Source organism: Streptomyces sp. NPDC104581 (assembly GCF_055583685.1).
On record NZ_JBVJNN010000005.1, the window covers coordinates 1 to 17,080 of the forward strand.

Consider the following 17,080-nt stretch of genomic DNA (forward strand, 5'->3'; position numbering starts at 1 on the left):
AGGGTGCGGGGCCGGGAGGCCGCGTTGCCTCTCGGCGGCAGCGCCGACCGTTGAACCCGCCCTGCCCGGCCGGTCACACCTGCGGTACCGGCGTGGGGGGGGGGGGGGGGGGGGGGGGGGGGGGTGGGGGGGGGGGGGGGGGTGGGGGGGGGGGGGGGGGGGGGGGGGTGGGGGGGGGGGGGGCCCCCCCCCCCCCCCCCCCCCCCCCCCCGCACCACCTCTGAGTGACACCCCGGCACCCACCCGGCCCCATCCGTGGGACAGCGGCGCGAGCGCCGTGGTCGGGTGGGCGGATGGAGAACTCGCGCGGGGGCGCGCCGGGGAGCGGGTCCGGCGGGAGTACGTCCGGCGGGAGTACGCCCGGCGGGGTCGCCGCGGCGCTGCTGCCCCCGGAGGTCCGGCGGGTCGCCGCGTGGTGCGCCGTCCTGCTGCTCGTCGCCGGGGTCGCCGGCGTGGGGGTGTGGATCGTCGTCACGTTCAAGACCGCCGTCACCCCCGTCCTGCTCGCCGTCCTCGGCACGGCGCTGCTCCACCCGCTGCACCGGCGGCTCGTCGCCGTGCGGATGCCGAAGTCCCTGGCCGCCGGGCTGACCTGTCTGGCCGTGGTCGCCGTCGTCGGCGGGGCGGGGTACATCGTGGTCGCCGCGCTCATCGAGACGGGCGACCAGATCGTCTCCTCGCTGAAGCAGGCCGGGCGGGATCTGGGCAAGCACCTGGGGGCCGCGGGGACGTCCCTGGACGACATGGCGTCCAACGCGAAGGATCTGCTCGGCAAGTTCGGCGGGACGGCGGCGTCGGGCGTGATCACCGGACTGAGCGTCGTCGGCGAGCTGATCGCCACCGCGGTCCTCGCGCTGCTGCTGATGTTCTTCTTCCTCAAGGACTCCGACCGGGTCGCGGGCGCGCTGCGCTCCGTCGCGCCGCGCCGCACCGGCGACATCGTCGAGGCGATGGCGCGGCGCGCGTACGGGGCGGTCGAGGGCTTCATGCGGGGCACGACGTTCATCGCGCTGATCGACGCCACGTGCATCACCGTCGGCCTGCTGATCCTGCGTGTGCCGGGGGCCGTCGGGCTCGGGGCGCTGGTGTTCGTGGGGGCGTACATCCCGTACCTCGGGGCGTTCCTGTCCGGGGCGGTGGCGGTGCTCGTCGCGCTGGCCGACCGGGGGGTGGTGATCGCGCTGTGGGTGCTGGGGGTCGTACTGGCCGTGCAGGTGCTGGAGGGGCATGTGCTTCAGCCGATGATCCAGAGCCGTACGGTGCAGATGCATCCGGCGGTGGTGATGCTGGCGATCACGGCGGGGGCGAGTGTGGCGGGAATCCTGGGGATGCTGCTGGCGGTGCCGCTGACCGCGGCGGCGTTCGGGGTGGTGGCGGAGGTCCGGGGACGGTACGGGGCGGGGCCGCCGTGACCGGGCGTCGCCGTCCCGAAGGGCGGGTCTCCTCAGCCGCCGGACGGGTCTGACCGGCCCACCGGGTGGGAGGGCGCGGGCGGATCGGGCTGTTCGTAGATCTCGAACCAGATCGATTTGCCCTCTCCCCGCGGGTCCACCCCCCACGCGTCCGCCAGCATCTCCATCAGCAGCAGCCCGCGCCCGCTCGATGCCAGCTCGCCAGGACGGCGCCGGTGGGGCAGTTCGTCGCTCGCGTCCGCGACCTCCACGCGCAGGCGGCGTCTGCCCCGCTCCCCCGCCGCCTCGGCGATCAGCACCGCGTCGCCGTCCGTGTGTACCAGCACGTTGGTTGCCATCTCCGAGAGCATCAGCACCGCCGAGTCGACCTGCTCCTCGTCCGCCCAGTCGTGCAGCAGGTCCCGCAGCTGGCGGCGCGCGTCCGCGACCTGTTCCGGTTCGGCCTGGGCGATGGTCAGCACCGTACGGCGCGGGGGCCGGCGCGCCGGTGAGCTGTGGCGGGAGAGCAGCAGCAGCGCGATGTCGTCCTCCCTGCGGTCGGCGAGCGGACCCGTCGTGTAGTGCGAGCCGGGACCGTGGACCGCCTCGACCAGCGCGTCGGCGAGCTTCTCCAGCGACGTGTCCGTGGTGTTCTCCAGCACGGGCCGCAGCCGTGTCCAGCCGCTGAGCATGTCGTGCCCGCCGGTCTCGATCAGCCCGTCGGTGCAGAGCATCAGGGTGTCGCCGGGCTCCAGGACCACCCGCGTCGTCGGGTAGTCCGAGTCCGCCTCGATGCCCAGCGGCAGCCCGCCCGCCGTCTGCCGGATCAGTGCCGTGCCGTCCGCAGAGCGGATCACCGGGTCCGGGTGCCCGGCGCGTGCGATGTCGAGCGTGCCGGAGTCCGGGTCCACCTCCATGTACAGGCACGTCGCGAAGCGCGGCACGGTGTAGTCGGAGTCCTCTCCCTCGTCGCTCTGGTCGGGGTGCGTCGGCCCCTGAGCCGTCGAGAACTCGTACATGCCGTGCAGGAAGCGCGAGGCGCGGGACAGCACGGCGTCCGGCCGGTGCCCCTCGGCCGCGTACGCGCGCAGGGCGATCCGCAGCTGCCCCATCAGACCCGCCGCCCGTACGTCGTGCCCCTGGACGTCGCCGATGACCAGCGCCACCTTGGTGCCGCCCGGCAGCGGGATGATGTCGTACCAGTCGCCGCCCACCTGGAGCCCGCCGCCGGTCGGCACGTAGCGCGCGGCGACGCTCATGTTCGGGATGTCCGGCCCCAGCGTCGGCATCATCGAGCGCTGGAGCCCCAGCGACAGTTCGCGCTCGGTCTCGGTGACCTCGGCCCGCGCCAGAGCCTGCGCGAGCATCCTGGCGACCGTCGTCAGCACGGACCGCTCGTCGGGCGTGAACGTCACCGGGTGTCTGAAGCCGGCCATCCAGGCGCCCATCGTGCGCCCGGCGACGACGAGCGGTACGAACGCCCAGGACCGCCGTCCGAACCGCTTCACGAGCGGCCAGGTGGCGGGGTAGCGGTCCTGGTAGTCCTTGGGCGTCGCCAGATAGATCGCCCGGCCGGTCCGTACGACCTCCGCCGCCGGGTAGTCCGTGCTCAGGGACATGTCGGTGAAGGGCCCCTCCGCGCCGTCCTCGTGCCCGTGGTGCCCGATGATCGTCAGCCGCTCGCCCTCGACGCCGAAGACGGCGAGCCCGTCCGGCGAGAACCCCGGCATCGACAGCGACGCCGCGACCCGCAGCACCTCGGCGGTGGACCGCGCCTCGGCGAGCGCGCGCCCGGCGTCGAGCAGGAACGCCTCGCGCGAGCGCCGCCAGTCACCGGCGACGGGGCTGCGGCCGGTCAGCGCGCCCGCGTGCGGATGGACGATCTCCTGGACCGTGCCGACCAGCTCGTAGTCCTCGCCGTACTCCCGCTGCGTGGCCTGCGGCTTCGAGCGGGACCTGATCGTACGGATGACCTGACCGTCCTCGCCCACGACCCGGACATGGGCCTCGGCGAGCGTGCCCTCGGCGACCGCGAGGCGGATGATCCCGTAGGTCTCGTTCCAGTCCACCGGATGCAGCCGCGCGCGCATGGCCGCCTCGCTGAGGACGGTGGGCTCCGCGGGCAGCCCGAACAGCCGAGCCGCCTCCGCGTCGAGGGTGACGAGCCCGGCCGCGTTGTCCCAGCGCCACAGACCGGTCGCGATCGCGGCCAGTACATCCTCGGTGCGCATTGCACCACTTTAGACAGGTACGGGCGGTCGGTGCGGTGTCAAAGGGGCGTGCGGGTGGCCGGGCATGTGAGCGAGGACCCCGTGAATACACGGAAAATCCGGGGAGGGGCCCACCGGCCCTGCCGGTAACCTGGTGCGGGCCAAGCACGGCCAGGCACACCCACGAAACGCTAAGACTGGATGAACGACGATGCATCGGTACAGGTCCCACACCTGCGGCGAGCTCCGCGCCTCTGACGTCTCCACCGACGTCCGGCTGAGCGGCTGGCTGCACAATCGTCGAGACCTGGGCGGCATCCTCTTCATCGATCTCCGCGACCACTACGGTCTCGTCCAGCTCGTCGCCCGACCGGGCACCCCGGCCAACGAGGAGCTGTCGAAGCTCACCAAGGAGACCGTCGTCCGTATCGACGGCAAGGTCTCCGCCCGCGGCACGGACAACGTGAACCCGGAGCTGCCGACCGGCGAGATCGAGATCGAGGTCGCCGAGGTCGAGGTGCTGGGCGCCGCCGGACCGCTGCCGTTCACGATCAACACCGACGACGGCGTCAACGAGGAGCGGCGGCTCGAATACCGCTTCCTCGACCTGCGCCGCGAGCGCATGCACCGCAACATCCTGCTGCGCACGGCCGTCATCTCCGCCATCCGGCACAAGATGACCGCGCTGGGCTTCAACGAGATGGCGACCCCGATCCTGGCGGCCACCTCGCCCGAGGGCGCCCGTGACTTCGTGGTCCCCTCCCGGCTGAACCCCGGCAAGTTCTACGCGCTGCCGCAGGCCCCGCAGCAGTTCAAGCAGCTGCTGATGATCTCCGGCTTCGACCGCTACTTCCAGATCGCGCCCTGCTTCCGCGACGAGGACGCCCGCGCCGACCGGTCGCCCGGCGAGTTCTACCAGCTCGACGTGGAGATGTCCTTCGTCGAGCAGGAGGACGTCTTCCGGCCGATCGAGAAGCTGATGACCGAGCTGTTCGAGGAGTTCGGCGGGGGTCGGCACGTCACGTCCCCCTTCCCGCGCATCCCGTTCCGCGAGTCGATGCTCAAGTACGGAAACGACAAGCCGGACCTGCGGGCCAAGCTGGAACTGGTCGACATCTCCGACGTCTTCGAGGGCTCCGAGTTCAAGGCGTTCGCGGGCAAGCACGTGCGCGCGCTGCCGGTGCCGGACACGGCGGGCCAGTCGCGGAAGTTCTTCGACGGCCTGGGTGACTACGCGGTCGAGCAGGGCGCCAAGGGGCTGGCCTGGGTGCGGGTCGGCGAGGACGGCTCGCTGGCCGGCCCGATCGCCAAGTTCCTCACCGAGGACGACGTCAAGGTCCTCACCGAGCGTCTGTCGCTCGTCCCCGGCCACGCGGTCTTCTTCGGCGCGGGCGACTTCGACCAGGTCTCGAAGATCATGAGCGCGGTCCGGGTCGAGGCGGCGAAGCGGGCCGGTCACTTCGAGGAGGGCGTGTTCCGGTTCTGCTGGGTCGTCGACTTCCCGATGTACGAGAAGGACGAGGAGACCGGCAAGATCGACTTCTCGCACAACCCGTTCTCCATGCCGCAGGGCGGACTGGAGGACCTGGAGACGAAGGACCCGCTGGACATCCTCGCCTGGCAGTACGACATCGTCTGCAACGGCATCGAGCTGTCGTCGGGCGCGATCAGGAACCACCAGCCGGACGTGATGCTCAAGGCGTTCGAGATCGCGGGCTACGACCGCGAGACCGTGGAGCAGGAGTTCGCGGGGATGCTGCGCGCGTTCCGCCTCGGGGCGCCGCCGCACGGTGGCATCGCGCCGGGCGTCGACCGCATCGTGATGCTGCTCGCGGACGAGCCCAACATCCGAGAGACGATCGCGTTCCCGCTCAACGGCAACGCGCAGGACCTGATGATGGGTGCGCCGAGCGAGCTGGACGAGACGCGGCTGCGGGAGCTGAACATCCAGCTCCGCAAGCCGGTCACGAAGTAGGAGCGGGCGGGGGCCGTCCGTCGGGCGGCTCGATCCGGATCGCGCGGACGGGCCCGGTCCGTCCGTGCGCTCGATCGTCAGCAGGGCCCGGGGCCGTACGGTTCCGGGCCCTTCGCCGTGTCTTCGTGGCGTCTTCTCGCCATCGGGGCACCCTGGTGGGGTTCTCGGCGCGTTGACAGGGGCGAGGCGCCGCCGGCCCTCCTGCCAACCGAAAGGTCTTACATGTCCTACCGCTCAGCGCTGCGACCGCACAGGGTGGCCGCTCCTCTGCTCGCCGCCGGTCTGCTGCTGAGCGGCTGCGCGGGCGGGTCCGGGGGAGACGGTGGACCGTCCGCCTCGCGGGGGGTGAACGACAAGGGCGGGAACGGGGGCGCCGGGAGCACGGGGGACGAGCGGGGCCGGGTGGTGCCGGGTCCGGCGGCGGGGGAACGGACCGGGGCGCGGGTCGTGCCGCCGAGGGAGATCCCGTCGCTCGGGCCGAGGACCCGGGCGCGGATTCCGGCGGACAGCCGCCAGGCCGTCGTGGTGACCGGGGACGCGCCGGACTCCAACCGGGCCGTGCTGGTCCTCTACGAGCGCGACCCGGTCGAGGGGTGGCGGTCGGTCTCGGACCCGTGGCCGGCGCGCAACGCCCTGAAGGGCTGGACCGACGACCACCGGCAGGGCGACCTCCGGAGCCCGGTCGGGGTCTTCGGCCTGACGGACGCGGGTGGGCGGCTGCCGGACCCGGGGACGAGGCTGCCGTACGACCGGGGTCCGGCCTTCACGCTCGACGGCGTCGGCTTCGAGGGCGAGCCGCTGGCGGGGTCCTTCGACCATGTGGTCGCCGTCAACTACAACCGCCGGCCGGGCACCACCCCGCTGGACTGGACGCGTCCGCTGGGCGCGGGGAAGGGCGGCGGCATCTGGATCCACGTGGATCACGGGGGGCCGACGCAGGGCTGTGTCTCGCTGCCGGTCGCTCGTATGAAGGAGCTGCTGCGGTGGCTGGACCCGGGGAAGAAGCCCCAGGTGGTGATGGGCGACGTGTCCTCGCTGGGCCGGTAGCCGCGGCCGGGCGTACCCGCCGGGGGGGGGTGTCCTCAATCGCCGGACGGGCTTGGTCTGCCGGGCGGTTGTCGTCCGTCGCCGGGTGGGCGGGAGTGCCGCTCACGGCGAGGAGGGCTCGACCGGGGGCCGGTCCGGCACGGTCGGGGGCCGGTGGGCGGGTCAAGCTCGTCAGGTGCGAATCAAGCCCGTCCGGCGATTGAGGACACCCCCCGGCGGGGCGAGGGCCGCGCGGACTTGGTCACGGCGCCCCACCCCGGCGAGAAGACCTACGCCGGCTTCTCCTCCAGGCGCGGGAACAGCACCGCGCCCTTCGTGATCGTCGTGCCCGCGGGGAGCTGCCCCCAGGTGCCCGCGTCCTGGATCCGCTGGTCCGACAGCGCGCCCAGCACGGCATCCGCGCCGAGGGAGTCCCACAGCTTCTGCGACGTCTCCGGCATCACCGGGTTCAGCAGCACGGCGACCCCGCGCAGCGCCTCCGCCGCCGTGTAGAGGATCGTCGCGAGTACCGCCTGGCCGTCCGGGGACGTGTCCTTCGCGACCTTCCAGGGCTCCTGCTCCGTGATGTAGCCGTTGACCTGCTTCACGAAGTCGAAGATCGCCAGGATCCCGCCCTGGAAGTCCAGCTCCTCGCCGATCTTCCGGTCGGCCACGGTGACCGCCTTCGCCAGCCCGTCGCGCACGGCCTGCTCGGCGACCCCGCCGGACGTCGTCTCCGGCAGCGTGCCGCCGTAGTACTTGCCGACCATCGCCGCCACGCGCGAGGCGAGGTTCCCGTAGTCGTTGGCCAGCTCGGACGTGTACCGGGCGGAGAAGTCCTCCCAGGAGAAAGAGCCGTCCTGCCCGAACGCGATCGCCCGCAGGAAGTACCAGCGGTACGCGTCCACACCGAAGTGCGAGGTCAGGTCCTGCGGCTTGATGCCGGTCAGGTTCGACTTGGACATCTTCTCGCCGCCGACCATCAGCCAGCCGTTCGCGGCGATCTTCCCCGGCAGCGGCAGTCCCTGCGCCAGCAGCATCGCGGGCCAGATGATCGCGTGGAAGCGCAGGATGTCCTTGCCGACGAGGTGGACGTCGGCGGGGAAGGTCTCCTCGAACTTCGCCGGGTTCTCGTTGTAGCCGACGGCCGTCGCGTAGTTCAGGAGCGCGTCGATCCACACGTAGATCACGTGCTTCTCGTCCCACGGCACCGGCACGCCCCAGTCGAACGTCGACCGGGAGATGGAGAGGTCCTGGAGGCCCTGCTTGACGAAGTTCACGACCTCGTTGCGCGCCGACTCCGGCTGGATGAAGCCGGGGTTTGCCTCGTAGTGCGCGAGGAGCTTGGGGCCGTACTCGCTGAGCTTGAAGAAGTAGTTCTCCTCCTTGAGGATCTCCACCGGCGTCTTGTGGATCGCGCAGATCTTCAGACCCGCGAACTCACCTTCGCCGTCGAGGAGTTCACCAGGGAGCTTGTACTCCTCGCAGCCCACGCAGTACGGGCCCTCGTAGCCGCCCTTGTAGATCTGGTCCTTGTCGAACAGGTCCTGTACGAACTCCTGGACCCGGTCGGTGTGCCGCTTCTCCGTCGTGCGGATGAAGTCGTCGTTTCCGATCCTCAGGTGGTCCCAGAGAGGCCGCCACGCCTCGTCGACGAGCTTGTCCGCCCACTCCTGCGGGGTGACACCGTTCGCCTCGGCCGTGCGCATGATCTTCTGACCGTGCTCGTCCGTGCCGGTGAGGTACCACACCTTCTCGCCCCGCTGGCGGTGCCAGCGGGTGAGGACGTCTCCTGCGACGGTCGTGTAGGCGTGGCCCAGGTGAGGAGCGTCGTTGACGTAGTAAATGGGGGTGGTGACGTAGTACGCCCGCCCACCCTGCTCTTCGGATCCAGTGGCGGCCATGGTCGAAATCCTAACGGCCCGGCGCAGGTCACTTCACCTCGGTTAAACCTGAGATTGTGCTTAAAGAGTGTGGATTCGGCACAACCTATGCCCCCGTCAAACGCATCTTAAGAAGGAGAGCCGAAACGCGTCGGCGGCCGGGCGGAAGGATCATCATGCGGGTGCTTGTCGCCGAGGACGAGGAAATCCTGGCGGAGCTGGTCGCGACGGGGTTGCGGCGGGCCGGTTTCGCCGTCGACACCGTCTACAGCGGTGACGCCGCCCTGGCCTATCTGGGACTGCACGACTACGACGTGGTCGTCCTCGACCGCGACCTCCCCCGTGTCCACGGCGACGACGTCGCGCGCAGGCTCGTCGCCGAGGACTCCCGCACCCGGATCCTGATGCTGACGGCGTCCACCTCCATGGAGGAGCGCGTCAAGGGGCTCGACCTGGGCGCGGACGACTACCTCGGCAAGCCCTTCGAGTTCCCGGAGCTGGTCTCGCGGGTGCGGGCGCTGCGGCGGCGCAGCGCCAGGGCGTTACCGCCGACGCTGGAGCGCCGCGGCGTACGGCTCGACACCGTGAGCCGTACGGCGGACCGGGACGGGCTGGCCCTCGACCTCTCGGTGAAGGAGCTCACCGTGCTCCAGATACTGCTGGAGGCGGACGGCAAGGCGGTGACGGCGCAGCAGTTGCTGGAGCGGGCGTGGGACGCGCAGACGGACCCGTTCTCCGGTGTCGTGGGCGTCTGTGTGGGGAGACTCGGCGAGAAGCTGGGCGATCCGGCGCTGATCCGCGCGGTGGATGTGGACGGAGGGGGTTACGTGCTGTGACAGGAGCGATCAGAAAGCGCATCGCCCTCGTCTACGGCGCGGTCTTCCTCGTCCTCGGCGGCTGTCTGCTCACCGTCGTCTACCTGCTGTCCAGCGCCGGTACGGAGACGGAGGCCGCGGAGATCGCGGGCCGCGTCGTACCGGCGTACCCGCCGTCGTCCGGCAACGGCTACTTCCTCACCGAAGCCGGCCAGCTCGCGCCCGTCACCGTCTACCAGCTCACGGACAACGTCAGTGACGCCGCTTCGGACGAGCTGATGTTCTGGTCCGTGGGAGCCCTGGTGGTCACCGCGCTGTGCGCCGTCGGTGTCGGCTGGTGGACTGCGGGGCGCGTGCTGCGGCCCGTCCACGCCATGACGGCCAAGGCGCGGCTGCTGTCCGAGCACAACCTCCACGAGCGGATCGGGACCACCGGCCCGGACGACGAGCTGAAGGAGCTGGGCGACACCCTCGACGAGCTGCTGGGCCGGCTCCAGACGGCCTTCGACAGCCAGCGCCGTTTCATCGCGAACGCCTCGCACGAGCTGCGTACGCCGCTGGCCACGCAGCGCACGGCGATACAGGTCGGTCTCGCGGGCGGCAACTCGCCGGAGGAGCTGGCCCTTACGAAGCAGATGCTGCTCGACAACAACCGGCGCAGCGAAGCGCTCATCGAGGGGCTGCTGCTCCTGGCGCGCAGCGAGCGGCAGGTCGAGGACCAGGAGGAGATCCGGTGGGGCGAGCTGGTGACGGAGGAGGCGGCGCGGCACGGTCTGACGGTGACGGTGTCGGAGCCCGGCGGCGTACGGGGCAACCGGGCGCTGCTGGACCGGGTGGTCGGCAATCTGCTGGCCAACGCGCAGGCGTACGGGAAGGGTGAGGTGGACGTCTCGGTGTCGGGGACGGCGGTGACGGTACGGAACACCGGCCCGCGGGTGGCACCGGAGGAGGTCGCGGCCTTCTTCGAGCCGTTCCGCCGCGGCGAGGGCCGCGACCGGATGGGGCCGGGAGCGGGGCTGGGCCTCTCGATCGTCCGCTCGATCGTGACGGCGCACGGCGGCACGGTGACGGCGGAGCCGGGCGGCGAGGGCGGGGGCCTGTCGGTACGGGTGGAGCTGCCGGTCTCGGCCAGGCCCTTAGGCCGTGTCTGACAAATCCCGCCTGGCCCGCGGCGCCTGGTACGGCACCTCGCCGCGTTGCCGGACCCGGCCGAGTACGCCCGGTACGAGTCCGATCCTCCGCCTCGCGATGCACCGCACCAGCCGCCGCGAGCCCCGCCCTACGGGCGGACGGCGCCATTCGTCAGACACGGCCCAGGCGTGCCCGCCCGTACGCCGCCCCGCGCCGGGCCCGGGGGAAGCGGTCCCCGGGCGCCCCATCGGTGGCCGTTACAGTTGGGGACCGAGAGGCGGGGGCGGCTGTGGACTTCGGTGTGTTGGGCCCGCTGACCGTGCGGCGTGCCGGTGTACCGCTGGAACTGGGTACGCCCAAGGGGCGGCTGGTCCTGGCGGTCCTGCTGTGCCGGCTCGGCCGGCCGGTCTCCGGCGACGCGCTGGCGGAGGCCATCTGGGGCGAGGAGCAGCCGAAGAGCGCCGCCAAGAACGTGCAGACCTATGTCCACCGGCTCCGGCAGCGACTGGGGGACCCGGGACGTATCGCCAGGGAGGGCGCCGGTTATCTGCTGCGCGCCGGCCGGGACGAGCTGGACGCGACGCGTTTCGAGGACCTGGTGGACACGGCCAGGGCGGTGCTGGCGGCAGGTGATCCCGACGAGTCGCGACGGCTGTTCGAGGAGGCCCTGGGGCTCTGGCGGGGACCCGCGTTCGCCGGGCTCACCGATGTGCTGGCCCTGGTCTCGGAGGCGGCCCGACTCGACGAGCTGCGGCTCGGCGTCCTTGAGGAGCGCATCGACGTCGACCTCCGGCTCGGCCGGCACGGCGAGCTTCTCGGTGAGCTGACCGCGCTGACGATGGAACACCCCCTCCGCGAGGGCATGTGGGCCCGGCTCATGCTCGCGCTGTACCGATGCGGCCGACGGGCGGACGCGCTGCTCGCCTACCTCCAGGTCCGCGACATCCTGGCCGAGGAGACGGGTCTGGAGCCCGGCCAGAAACTGCGGGAGCTGCACCGGACGATGCTCGGCGAGGACCCCGCGCTCGACTCGGCGGTCCCGGCCGGCAAGGGCGAGCACCAGAGCGCCCAGGGCCCTCAGAGTGCCCAGAGCGCCCGGATGCTGCCCCCGACGCTCGGTGACTTCAGCGGCCAGCGGGCGGAGCTGGCGGACATCGAGACGGTGCTCCGCAAGGACCGCGAGGCCGACCGGCCGGCCGCGGTGGTGACGATCTCGGGCCCCGGCGGGGTCGGCAAGACCGCACTCGCCGTACAGGCCGCGCACCGCCTCAAGTCCGTCTACCCGGACGGGCAGTTGTTCGCGACGCTGGCCGGGACCCGCGCCCGGCCGGCCGACCCGTCCACCGTGCTCGGCCGTTTCCTGCGCGCCCTGGGAGTGCCCGCCAACGCGGTGCCGGACGACCCGGAGGAGCGCACGGACCTCTACCGGAGCATGCTCGCGGAGCGCCGGATACTCGTGGTGCTCGACGACGCCTTCGACGAGGAGCAGCTCGCTCCCCTGCTGCCGCCCAGCGGCACCTGCGGTGTGATCGCCACCGGCCGCGTACGGCTGGGCGGGCTGGGCGGCGCCCACCGGGTCCGGCTCCGCGACATGTCCGAGGCCGACAGCCTGGCCATGCTGCGCGACACCACCGTCCACCAGCTGGCCCCGGCCACCCCGGCGGAGCTGTCCGACCTGGTCAGGCTCTGCGCGCGGCTGCCGCTCGCGCTGCGCATCGTCGGATCGCTCCTGGTGTCGCGACCGCACTGGCGCGTCGCGGACATCGTGTCGCGGCTGGCGGACGAGCAGCACCGGCTGGACACCCTCCGCTACCGCGACCTTGAGGTGCGGGCCAGTTTCGGGCTGAGCTACGAGGGGCTCCGGCCCGGGGCACGGCGGCTGTTCCGGCTCCTCGGGCTGCTGGAGGCACCCGATTTCCCGCTCTGGGCTGCGGCCGCCGCGGCCGACACCGAACTGCGTGAGGCACAGGAACTCCTCGACGAACTGGTCGACGTCCATCTGCTCGACGTCACCGGAACCCCGAACGGCCAGGCCCGTTACGGCTTCCACGATCTGATCCGCGCCTACGCGAGGGAACGCGCGGAGCTGGAGGAGCCACCCGAGGAGCGGGACGCCTCCGTCGTCCGTGTCCTGGGGGCGCTGCTGGCCCTCACGGACATCGCCGACCGCGATCACATGGGCCAGAACATGTTCCAGCGCGACGCCCGCCGGTGGCGTCCGGAGCGGGTGGAGGCGAGCCTGCCGCCGTCCCTCACGCCGATGGTGTCGCTGGACTCGGAGCGTCTGCCGCTGGTGGCGGGTGTGCGGCAGGCCGCGCAGCTCGGCAGGGACGAGCTGTGCTGGGAGCTGGCCGTCGGCGGGCACGCGCTGTTCGAGACGGAGCGGTACTTCGACGACTGGCAGGAGTGCTACGAGACGGCGATGCGCCTGGTCACGGCCACCGGCAACACGCGGGGCCGCGCCCGGCTCCTCATCTCCATGGCCGGACTGCGCTACAGCAGGCGCCGCTACGGCCCGGCCGAGGAGTCCAACACCGAGGCGATGGAGCTGTTCAAGCGGATAGGGGACCGGCGGGGCTATCTGGAGGCGCTGAGCAACGCACCGTTCTTCCTCGTGCCCAACGGACATCTGACCGAGGCGATCAGGGCCGGCCGCGAGGCGTGGGAACGGCTCAACTCCTCCGGTCAGCCGGCGGCGGCACTCCACGCGTACTCACAGGTCGGTCTCGCCCACCTCCAGGCGGGGCGGCCGGACGTCGCCGCCGAGGTGCTCACGGAGATCGTCGCCGGGGCACGCGAGCAGGGGATCCGGACCCTGATCGCGCGGGACACCTACTGGCTCGGGCAGGCGCAGCTCGCGCTCGGCCGGCTCACGGACGCGGAGGAGTCGTTCACCGAACTGGAGGTCTACGTCGAGGACATCGGGACCTCGGGCAGGTTCTACACCGCCCACGCGTGGGGCTGTCTCCAGCTTGCCCGGGGTGAGTACGCCGGTGCGCGCCGCCGCTTCCTCGAAGGGGTCGAGGTCGCGCGCACCAACCACGACCCCATGTTCGAGACCCGCGTACTCGTCGACCTGCTCGATCCGCGGCTGTACGACCCGGACGACCGGGCCGATCTGCGTACCGCCATCGAACAGGGGGAACACGCCGTCGAGTTGGCCCGCGGGATCGACTATCCGTATCTGCTCGCCGGTGTCCTCGAAAAGCTCGCCGGGCTGCGGGCGGCGGCGGGGGACGGGACCGCCGCGCGGGAACTGGCCGCCGAGGCGTCCGCCGTACGCGCCAGAATCCGCTGAGCCGGGTCGCTGACCTCGTATTCCCGGCGTGTGCCCGCCGTATTCCGGCGCCTGCGACCGTGCGGTCTCAGTAAGGCAATCGAACCTTCGGGACTGTCGAGTGGGCAGCTCTCGACAGCAGTGAGGTAAAGCAGTGCAAAAGGGACGTATCGCGATCGCGGCCACAGTGGTGACCCTGGCGCTCGGGCTCTCGGCCTGCAACGGCGACGAGGACGGGGCGGCGGCCAAGGACACTCCGGCGGCGTCGACACCGGAACCGGAGACGGAGACGTCCGAGCCGGCCGACGACGGCGCGGGCGAGGAAGGCGGCGAGGAGGCTCCCGCCGGTGACGTCGCGGCGCCGGGAACCAAGCTCAAGGTCGGCGACAGGGCCGTGGTGCCCTTCGAGTACACGAGCGAGAAGAAGGGCACCGTCGCCGTGACCGTCACGGCCATCGAGAAGGGCGCCGAGTCCGACATGGCCGCCTTCGGTGAGAAGGCGGCGGGAATGACTCCCTACTTCATCAAGATGAAGGTGGAGAACGTCGGCGGCACCGACATGGCGTACGCGTCGCTGAAGCTCAACGGCGTGGTGGACGGCGGCGGCGGTACGGGCGTCATCCTCATCGGTGACATCCCCGGCAAGTGCGACAACGAGACCGCGCCGGCCGAGTTCACCACCAAGGGCGCGTCGTACGAGACCTGCACGCTCAGCGCCACGAAGGGCGAGGCGGTCACGGGGGCCTCCTTCGACGAGGGCGACGCGTACAGCGACGCCCCGGTCGTCTGGGCCGGCTGAGAACCGCACATCACACAGACATCAGGGGGAGTTCATGAAGTTCAAGCGTATGGGCCGGTTCGGTACCACGGGCGTGCTGGTCGCCGCCGCGTTCGGCGCGTCCGTCGTCTTCACTCCGGCGACGGCGTCGGCGGAGAGCGAATGGAAGTGCTACGGCAAGCAGGTCAAGCGCTGTGCCACCGTCTGGTGGGACGACGTCGCCGGCACGTACCAGGGGCGGGCGAAGATCACCGACGTCGCCGGTGGCGGCAACTACGACGTCGCGGTCACCAACGTGAAGCTCCAGCGCTTCAACGGCACCAAGTTGGTGGACGTGCGCACCAAGGCCGACAACGACGGCTGGCACGCCACCGAGGACCTGGCCGGCACCGCGGCCGTGGACCCCTGCGCCTACGACCAGAGTTTCAGCGTGACGGCCACGTTCAGCTGGAGGGGTGCGGCGTCCGGAAAGAACACGTGGAGCCCGGACACGGGCTGGTCCCTCATGTGCTGACCACCGGCATGCGCTGACCCACCGAACGCGTCCGTCCCGCACCGACCGGTGCGGGACGGACGCGTTCGTGTGTCGGGGCCGCTCAACCGGCCGCCGGCGGTTCCCGGTCGAGAGCCGCGCGCAGCCGGGTGACCAGGTCGGCGATCTCCTCGGGGGCGGGCGCGAGGACGCCGTTCTCCGTCATGAGGGCGTGGTACTGCTGCCGCTCGGGCGGCACACCCGGCGGCAGGGCGGCGATGTGCCAGTGCAGATGGGAGTTGGCCTGTTGGCTGCCGAGCGAGAGCAGATACGTGCGTTCCGGCCGCAGCACCCGCTCCACGGCGCGCGCGACGCGCCGTACGACGAGCATGAGCCGGGTGTACGCGGCCTCGTCCAAGTCGCGTACCACGTGTTCCACATGGGCCTTGGGTGATACGAGGACCCGGCCGGGCAGAGTGGGCCACCGGTCGAGGAAGGCGATGTGCTCGTCGTCCTCGTAGACGGTCTCATGGCGGTATTCGGGGTCTCCGCGCAGGAACGCGCAGACGAAGCAGGGGCCGTTGCGGGCGCGTTCCCCGTAGGCGGCGAGATCCATCTCCATGGGTGGCAACCCTATTCCGTGCGGCAGTTGGGCGCGGGAAGGAACCGTTCCGTCGGTCCCGGCGTGGTGTTCTGACGTGCCTGTCCGCCGGCGGCGGGCGCCCGAAGGGGGACCGGTGAACGTTCGAGTGCGGGCGACGGTGTGCGTGGCGGTGTCGGCCTCCGTGGCCCTGGTCGCGTGCGGTCCGGAGAAGGGCAAGGAGTTCACGGGCGCGGCGCCTTCCGAGGCGTCCGCGACCGCGGCGGCTCGGTTCGCGCCGCTGGTACGGCTCCACGACAACGAGTCGCTGATGCCGATGGACGCGACGCGATTCATCGAGCGCTCGGTGCTGCGCTACGACCACGACGGCGGTTTCTGCCGCGACGAGCCACCGGTGGCCGACCCGGTCGAGCCCCGGAGGCTGGGCAAGGGTGCCGACGAGGGCGGTTACCAGCACGCGGAAATCGAGCCGGGCAAACCCTCGTCGACGCCGGTGGGTTGCCCCGGACACCGGGACAAGCAGCTCCCCACGACCGACGAGAAGGCCAGATTCTTTCTCGACCCGCCGGACGAGGTCCGGAAGGGGGAGGGCACCGGCGCGCCGGTCTACTGGGAGTACCACAAGCGCGAGACCGACCCGGCGCGTGCGGCGTACGTGTACTGGTTCTTCTACCCCTACAACAAGCTGAAACCGGTGGGCAACAGGCACGAGGGCGACTGGGAGCGCGTCGCGGTCCAGTTGCGTGACGGCAAGCCGGAGGCTGTGACGTTCGCCAAGCACGGCAGTGATCCATGCAGGACGAAGTGGTCGGACCTGAACCTGAGCGACGGGCATCCGACGGTGTACTCGGCACTCGGTTCACACGCTTCGTACCCAACCTTCGGAGTCCACGGGGTCGACCGGGCGTCGGAGAAGGGCCACGAGTGGCGCACGTGGGAGAACGTCCGCCCCGTCGACGGTGAGCCCTGGTCGGGGTACGCCGGGTGGTGGGGTGCGCAGCCACATGTGAAGTGGCACAACGGGCCGAGGGGCCCGTACCCGAAGCGTCTGCTGCCGGGCATCTTCACGGACAAACCTTGCGGGGGCGCGGACAAGCCGCCGACGGACCCGCCCGCCGATCCGTCCGCGGAGCAGCCCGCGCCCGAGTCGCCCAAGACGAAGGACGGCGCGATCAAGCGGTACGAGGAGTTCCTTCACGCCGTGGGCCGGGAGGACATCGACACGGTCTGCGAGGTGGCAGGGCCCGCGGCGAAGCAGGCGGAGGACCAGGGGTTCGGTCCGTGCGAGTCGACGTTCGTCATCACGTTCCGGATGATCCCGCCGGAGAAGAAGAAGGCTCTCCAGACGGCGACGGTCGATCCGGGGGGCGTGACCGAGACGGCCCCCGACAAGTTCGAGATCCCGGCCGAGGCGGTCAGGGCCTCGGTGACCTTCTCCGAGAGCGAGATCGGCAGCTCGACCATGGGGTACCTGAAGGACGAGTGGTACGTGGTCGACTGACCGGAGTCCGCGCGTGCAAC

At 71.3% G+C, this 17,080-nt stretch carries 12 protein-coding genes; 9 read left to right on the forward strand and 3 right to left on the reverse strand.

What is annotated here, in order from left to right:
- Positions 1-293: 293 nt before the first annotated feature.
- On the forward strand, positions 294-1,412 hold the full coding sequence (locus ACZ61E_RS06160) for an AI-2E family transporter (RefSeq protein WP_469697990.1): 1,119 nt from the start codon (positions 294-296) through the stop codon (positions 1,410-1,412).
- Positions 1,413-1,444: 32 nt separating this feature from the next.
- On the opposite strand, the gene ACZ61E_RS06165 is transcribed toward ACZ61E_RS06160, so the two are convergent.
- The gene (locus ACZ61E_RS06165; RefSeq protein WP_469697992.1) at positions 1,445-3,622 is read right to left on the reverse strand and encodes an ATP-binding SpoIIE family protein phosphatase; all 2,178 of its coding nucleotides are present in this window, start codon (positions 3,620-3,622) and stop codon (positions 1,445-1,447) included.
- 190 nt (positions 3,623-3,812) lie between these two features.
- Between ACZ61E_RS06165 and aspS the strand changes: the two genes are divergently transcribed.
- Together aspS and ACZ61E_RS06175 are read left to right on the forward strand one after the other, a co-directional pair.
- On the forward strand, positions 3,813-5,576 hold the full coding sequence (gene aspS / locus ACZ61E_RS06170; protein WP_469697994.1) for an aspartate--tRNA ligase: 1,764 nt from the start codon (positions 3,813-3,815) through the stop codon (positions 5,574-5,576).
- 222 nt (positions 5,577-5,798) lie between these two features.
- Positions 5,799-6,623 carry a L,D-transpeptidase family protein gene (locus ACZ61E_RS06175; protein WP_469697995.1) on the forward strand — a complete coding sequence of 275 codons (825 nt, stop codon included), beginning with the start codon at positions 5,799-5,801 and terminating at the stop codon, positions 6,621-6,623.
- Between the two features lie 269 nt (positions 6,624-6,892).
- Here ACZ61E_RS06175 and metG read toward each other — a convergent pair whose 3' ends face one another.
- Positions 6,893-8,506 carry a methionine--tRNA ligase gene (metG, locus tag ACZ61E_RS06180; protein ID WP_469697997.1) on the reverse strand — a complete coding sequence of 538 codons (1,614 nt, stop codon included), beginning with the start codon at positions 8,504-8,506 and terminating at the stop codon, positions 6,893-6,895.
- A gap of 155 nt (positions 8,507-8,661) precedes the next feature.
- Here metG and ACZ61E_RS06185 point away from each other — a divergent pair, with 155 nt between their 5' ends.
- From ACZ61E_RS06185 to ACZ61E_RS06205, 5 genes are all read left to right on the forward strand, one after another.
- Positions 8,662-9,321 (forward strand): response regulator transcription factor, encoded by a 660-nt coding sequence (locus ACZ61E_RS06185; RefSeq protein ID WP_469697998.1) that lies wholly within the window; start codon positions 8,662-8,664, stop codon positions 9,319-9,321.
- Positions 9,318-10,451, forward strand: coding sequence for a sensor histidine kinase (locus ACZ61E_RS06190; protein ID WP_469698000.1), 1,134 nt, complete (start codon positions 9,318-9,320; stop codon positions 10,449-10,451). The genes ACZ61E_RS06185 and ACZ61E_RS06190 overlap by 4 nt, the downstream gene beginning before the upstream one ends.
- A 281-nt stretch (positions 10,452-10,732) precedes the next feature.
- Positions 10,733-13,729 carry an AfsR/SARP family transcriptional regulator gene (locus ACZ61E_RS06195; RefSeq protein WP_469698002.1) on the forward strand — a complete coding sequence of 999 codons (2,997 nt, stop codon included), beginning with the start codon at positions 10,733-10,735 and terminating at the stop codon, positions 13,727-13,729.
- A 133-nt stretch (positions 13,730-13,862) separates the two neighbouring features.
- Complete coding sequence (locus ACZ61E_RS06200; RefSeq protein WP_469698004.1) at positions 13,863-14,507, forward strand: hypothetical protein; 645 nt, start codon at positions 13,863-13,865, stop codon at positions 14,505-14,507.
- A gap of 34 nt (positions 14,508-14,541) precedes the next feature.
- Positions 14,542-15,000, forward strand: coding sequence for a hypothetical protein (locus ACZ61E_RS06205; RefSeq protein ID WP_469698005.1), 459 nt, complete (start codon positions 14,542-14,544; stop codon positions 14,998-15,000).
- 82 nt (positions 15,001-15,082) lie between these two features.
- Here the strand turns inward: ACZ61E_RS06205 and ACZ61E_RS06210 are convergent, their stop codons facing one another.
- Positions 15,083-15,580, reverse strand: coding sequence for an HIT family protein (locus ACZ61E_RS06210; protein ID WP_469698006.1), 498 nt, complete (start codon positions 15,578-15,580; stop codon positions 15,083-15,085).
- 115 nt (positions 15,581-15,695) lie between these two features.
- Here ACZ61E_RS06210 and ACZ61E_RS06215 point away from each other — a divergent pair, with 115 nt between their 5' ends.
- Entirely contained in the window at positions 15,696-17,060 is a 1,365-nt protein-coding gene (locus ACZ61E_RS06215) for a PT domain-containing protein (RefSeq protein ID WP_469698008.1), read from the forward strand.
- Positions 17,061-17,080: the final 20 nt, after the last annotated feature.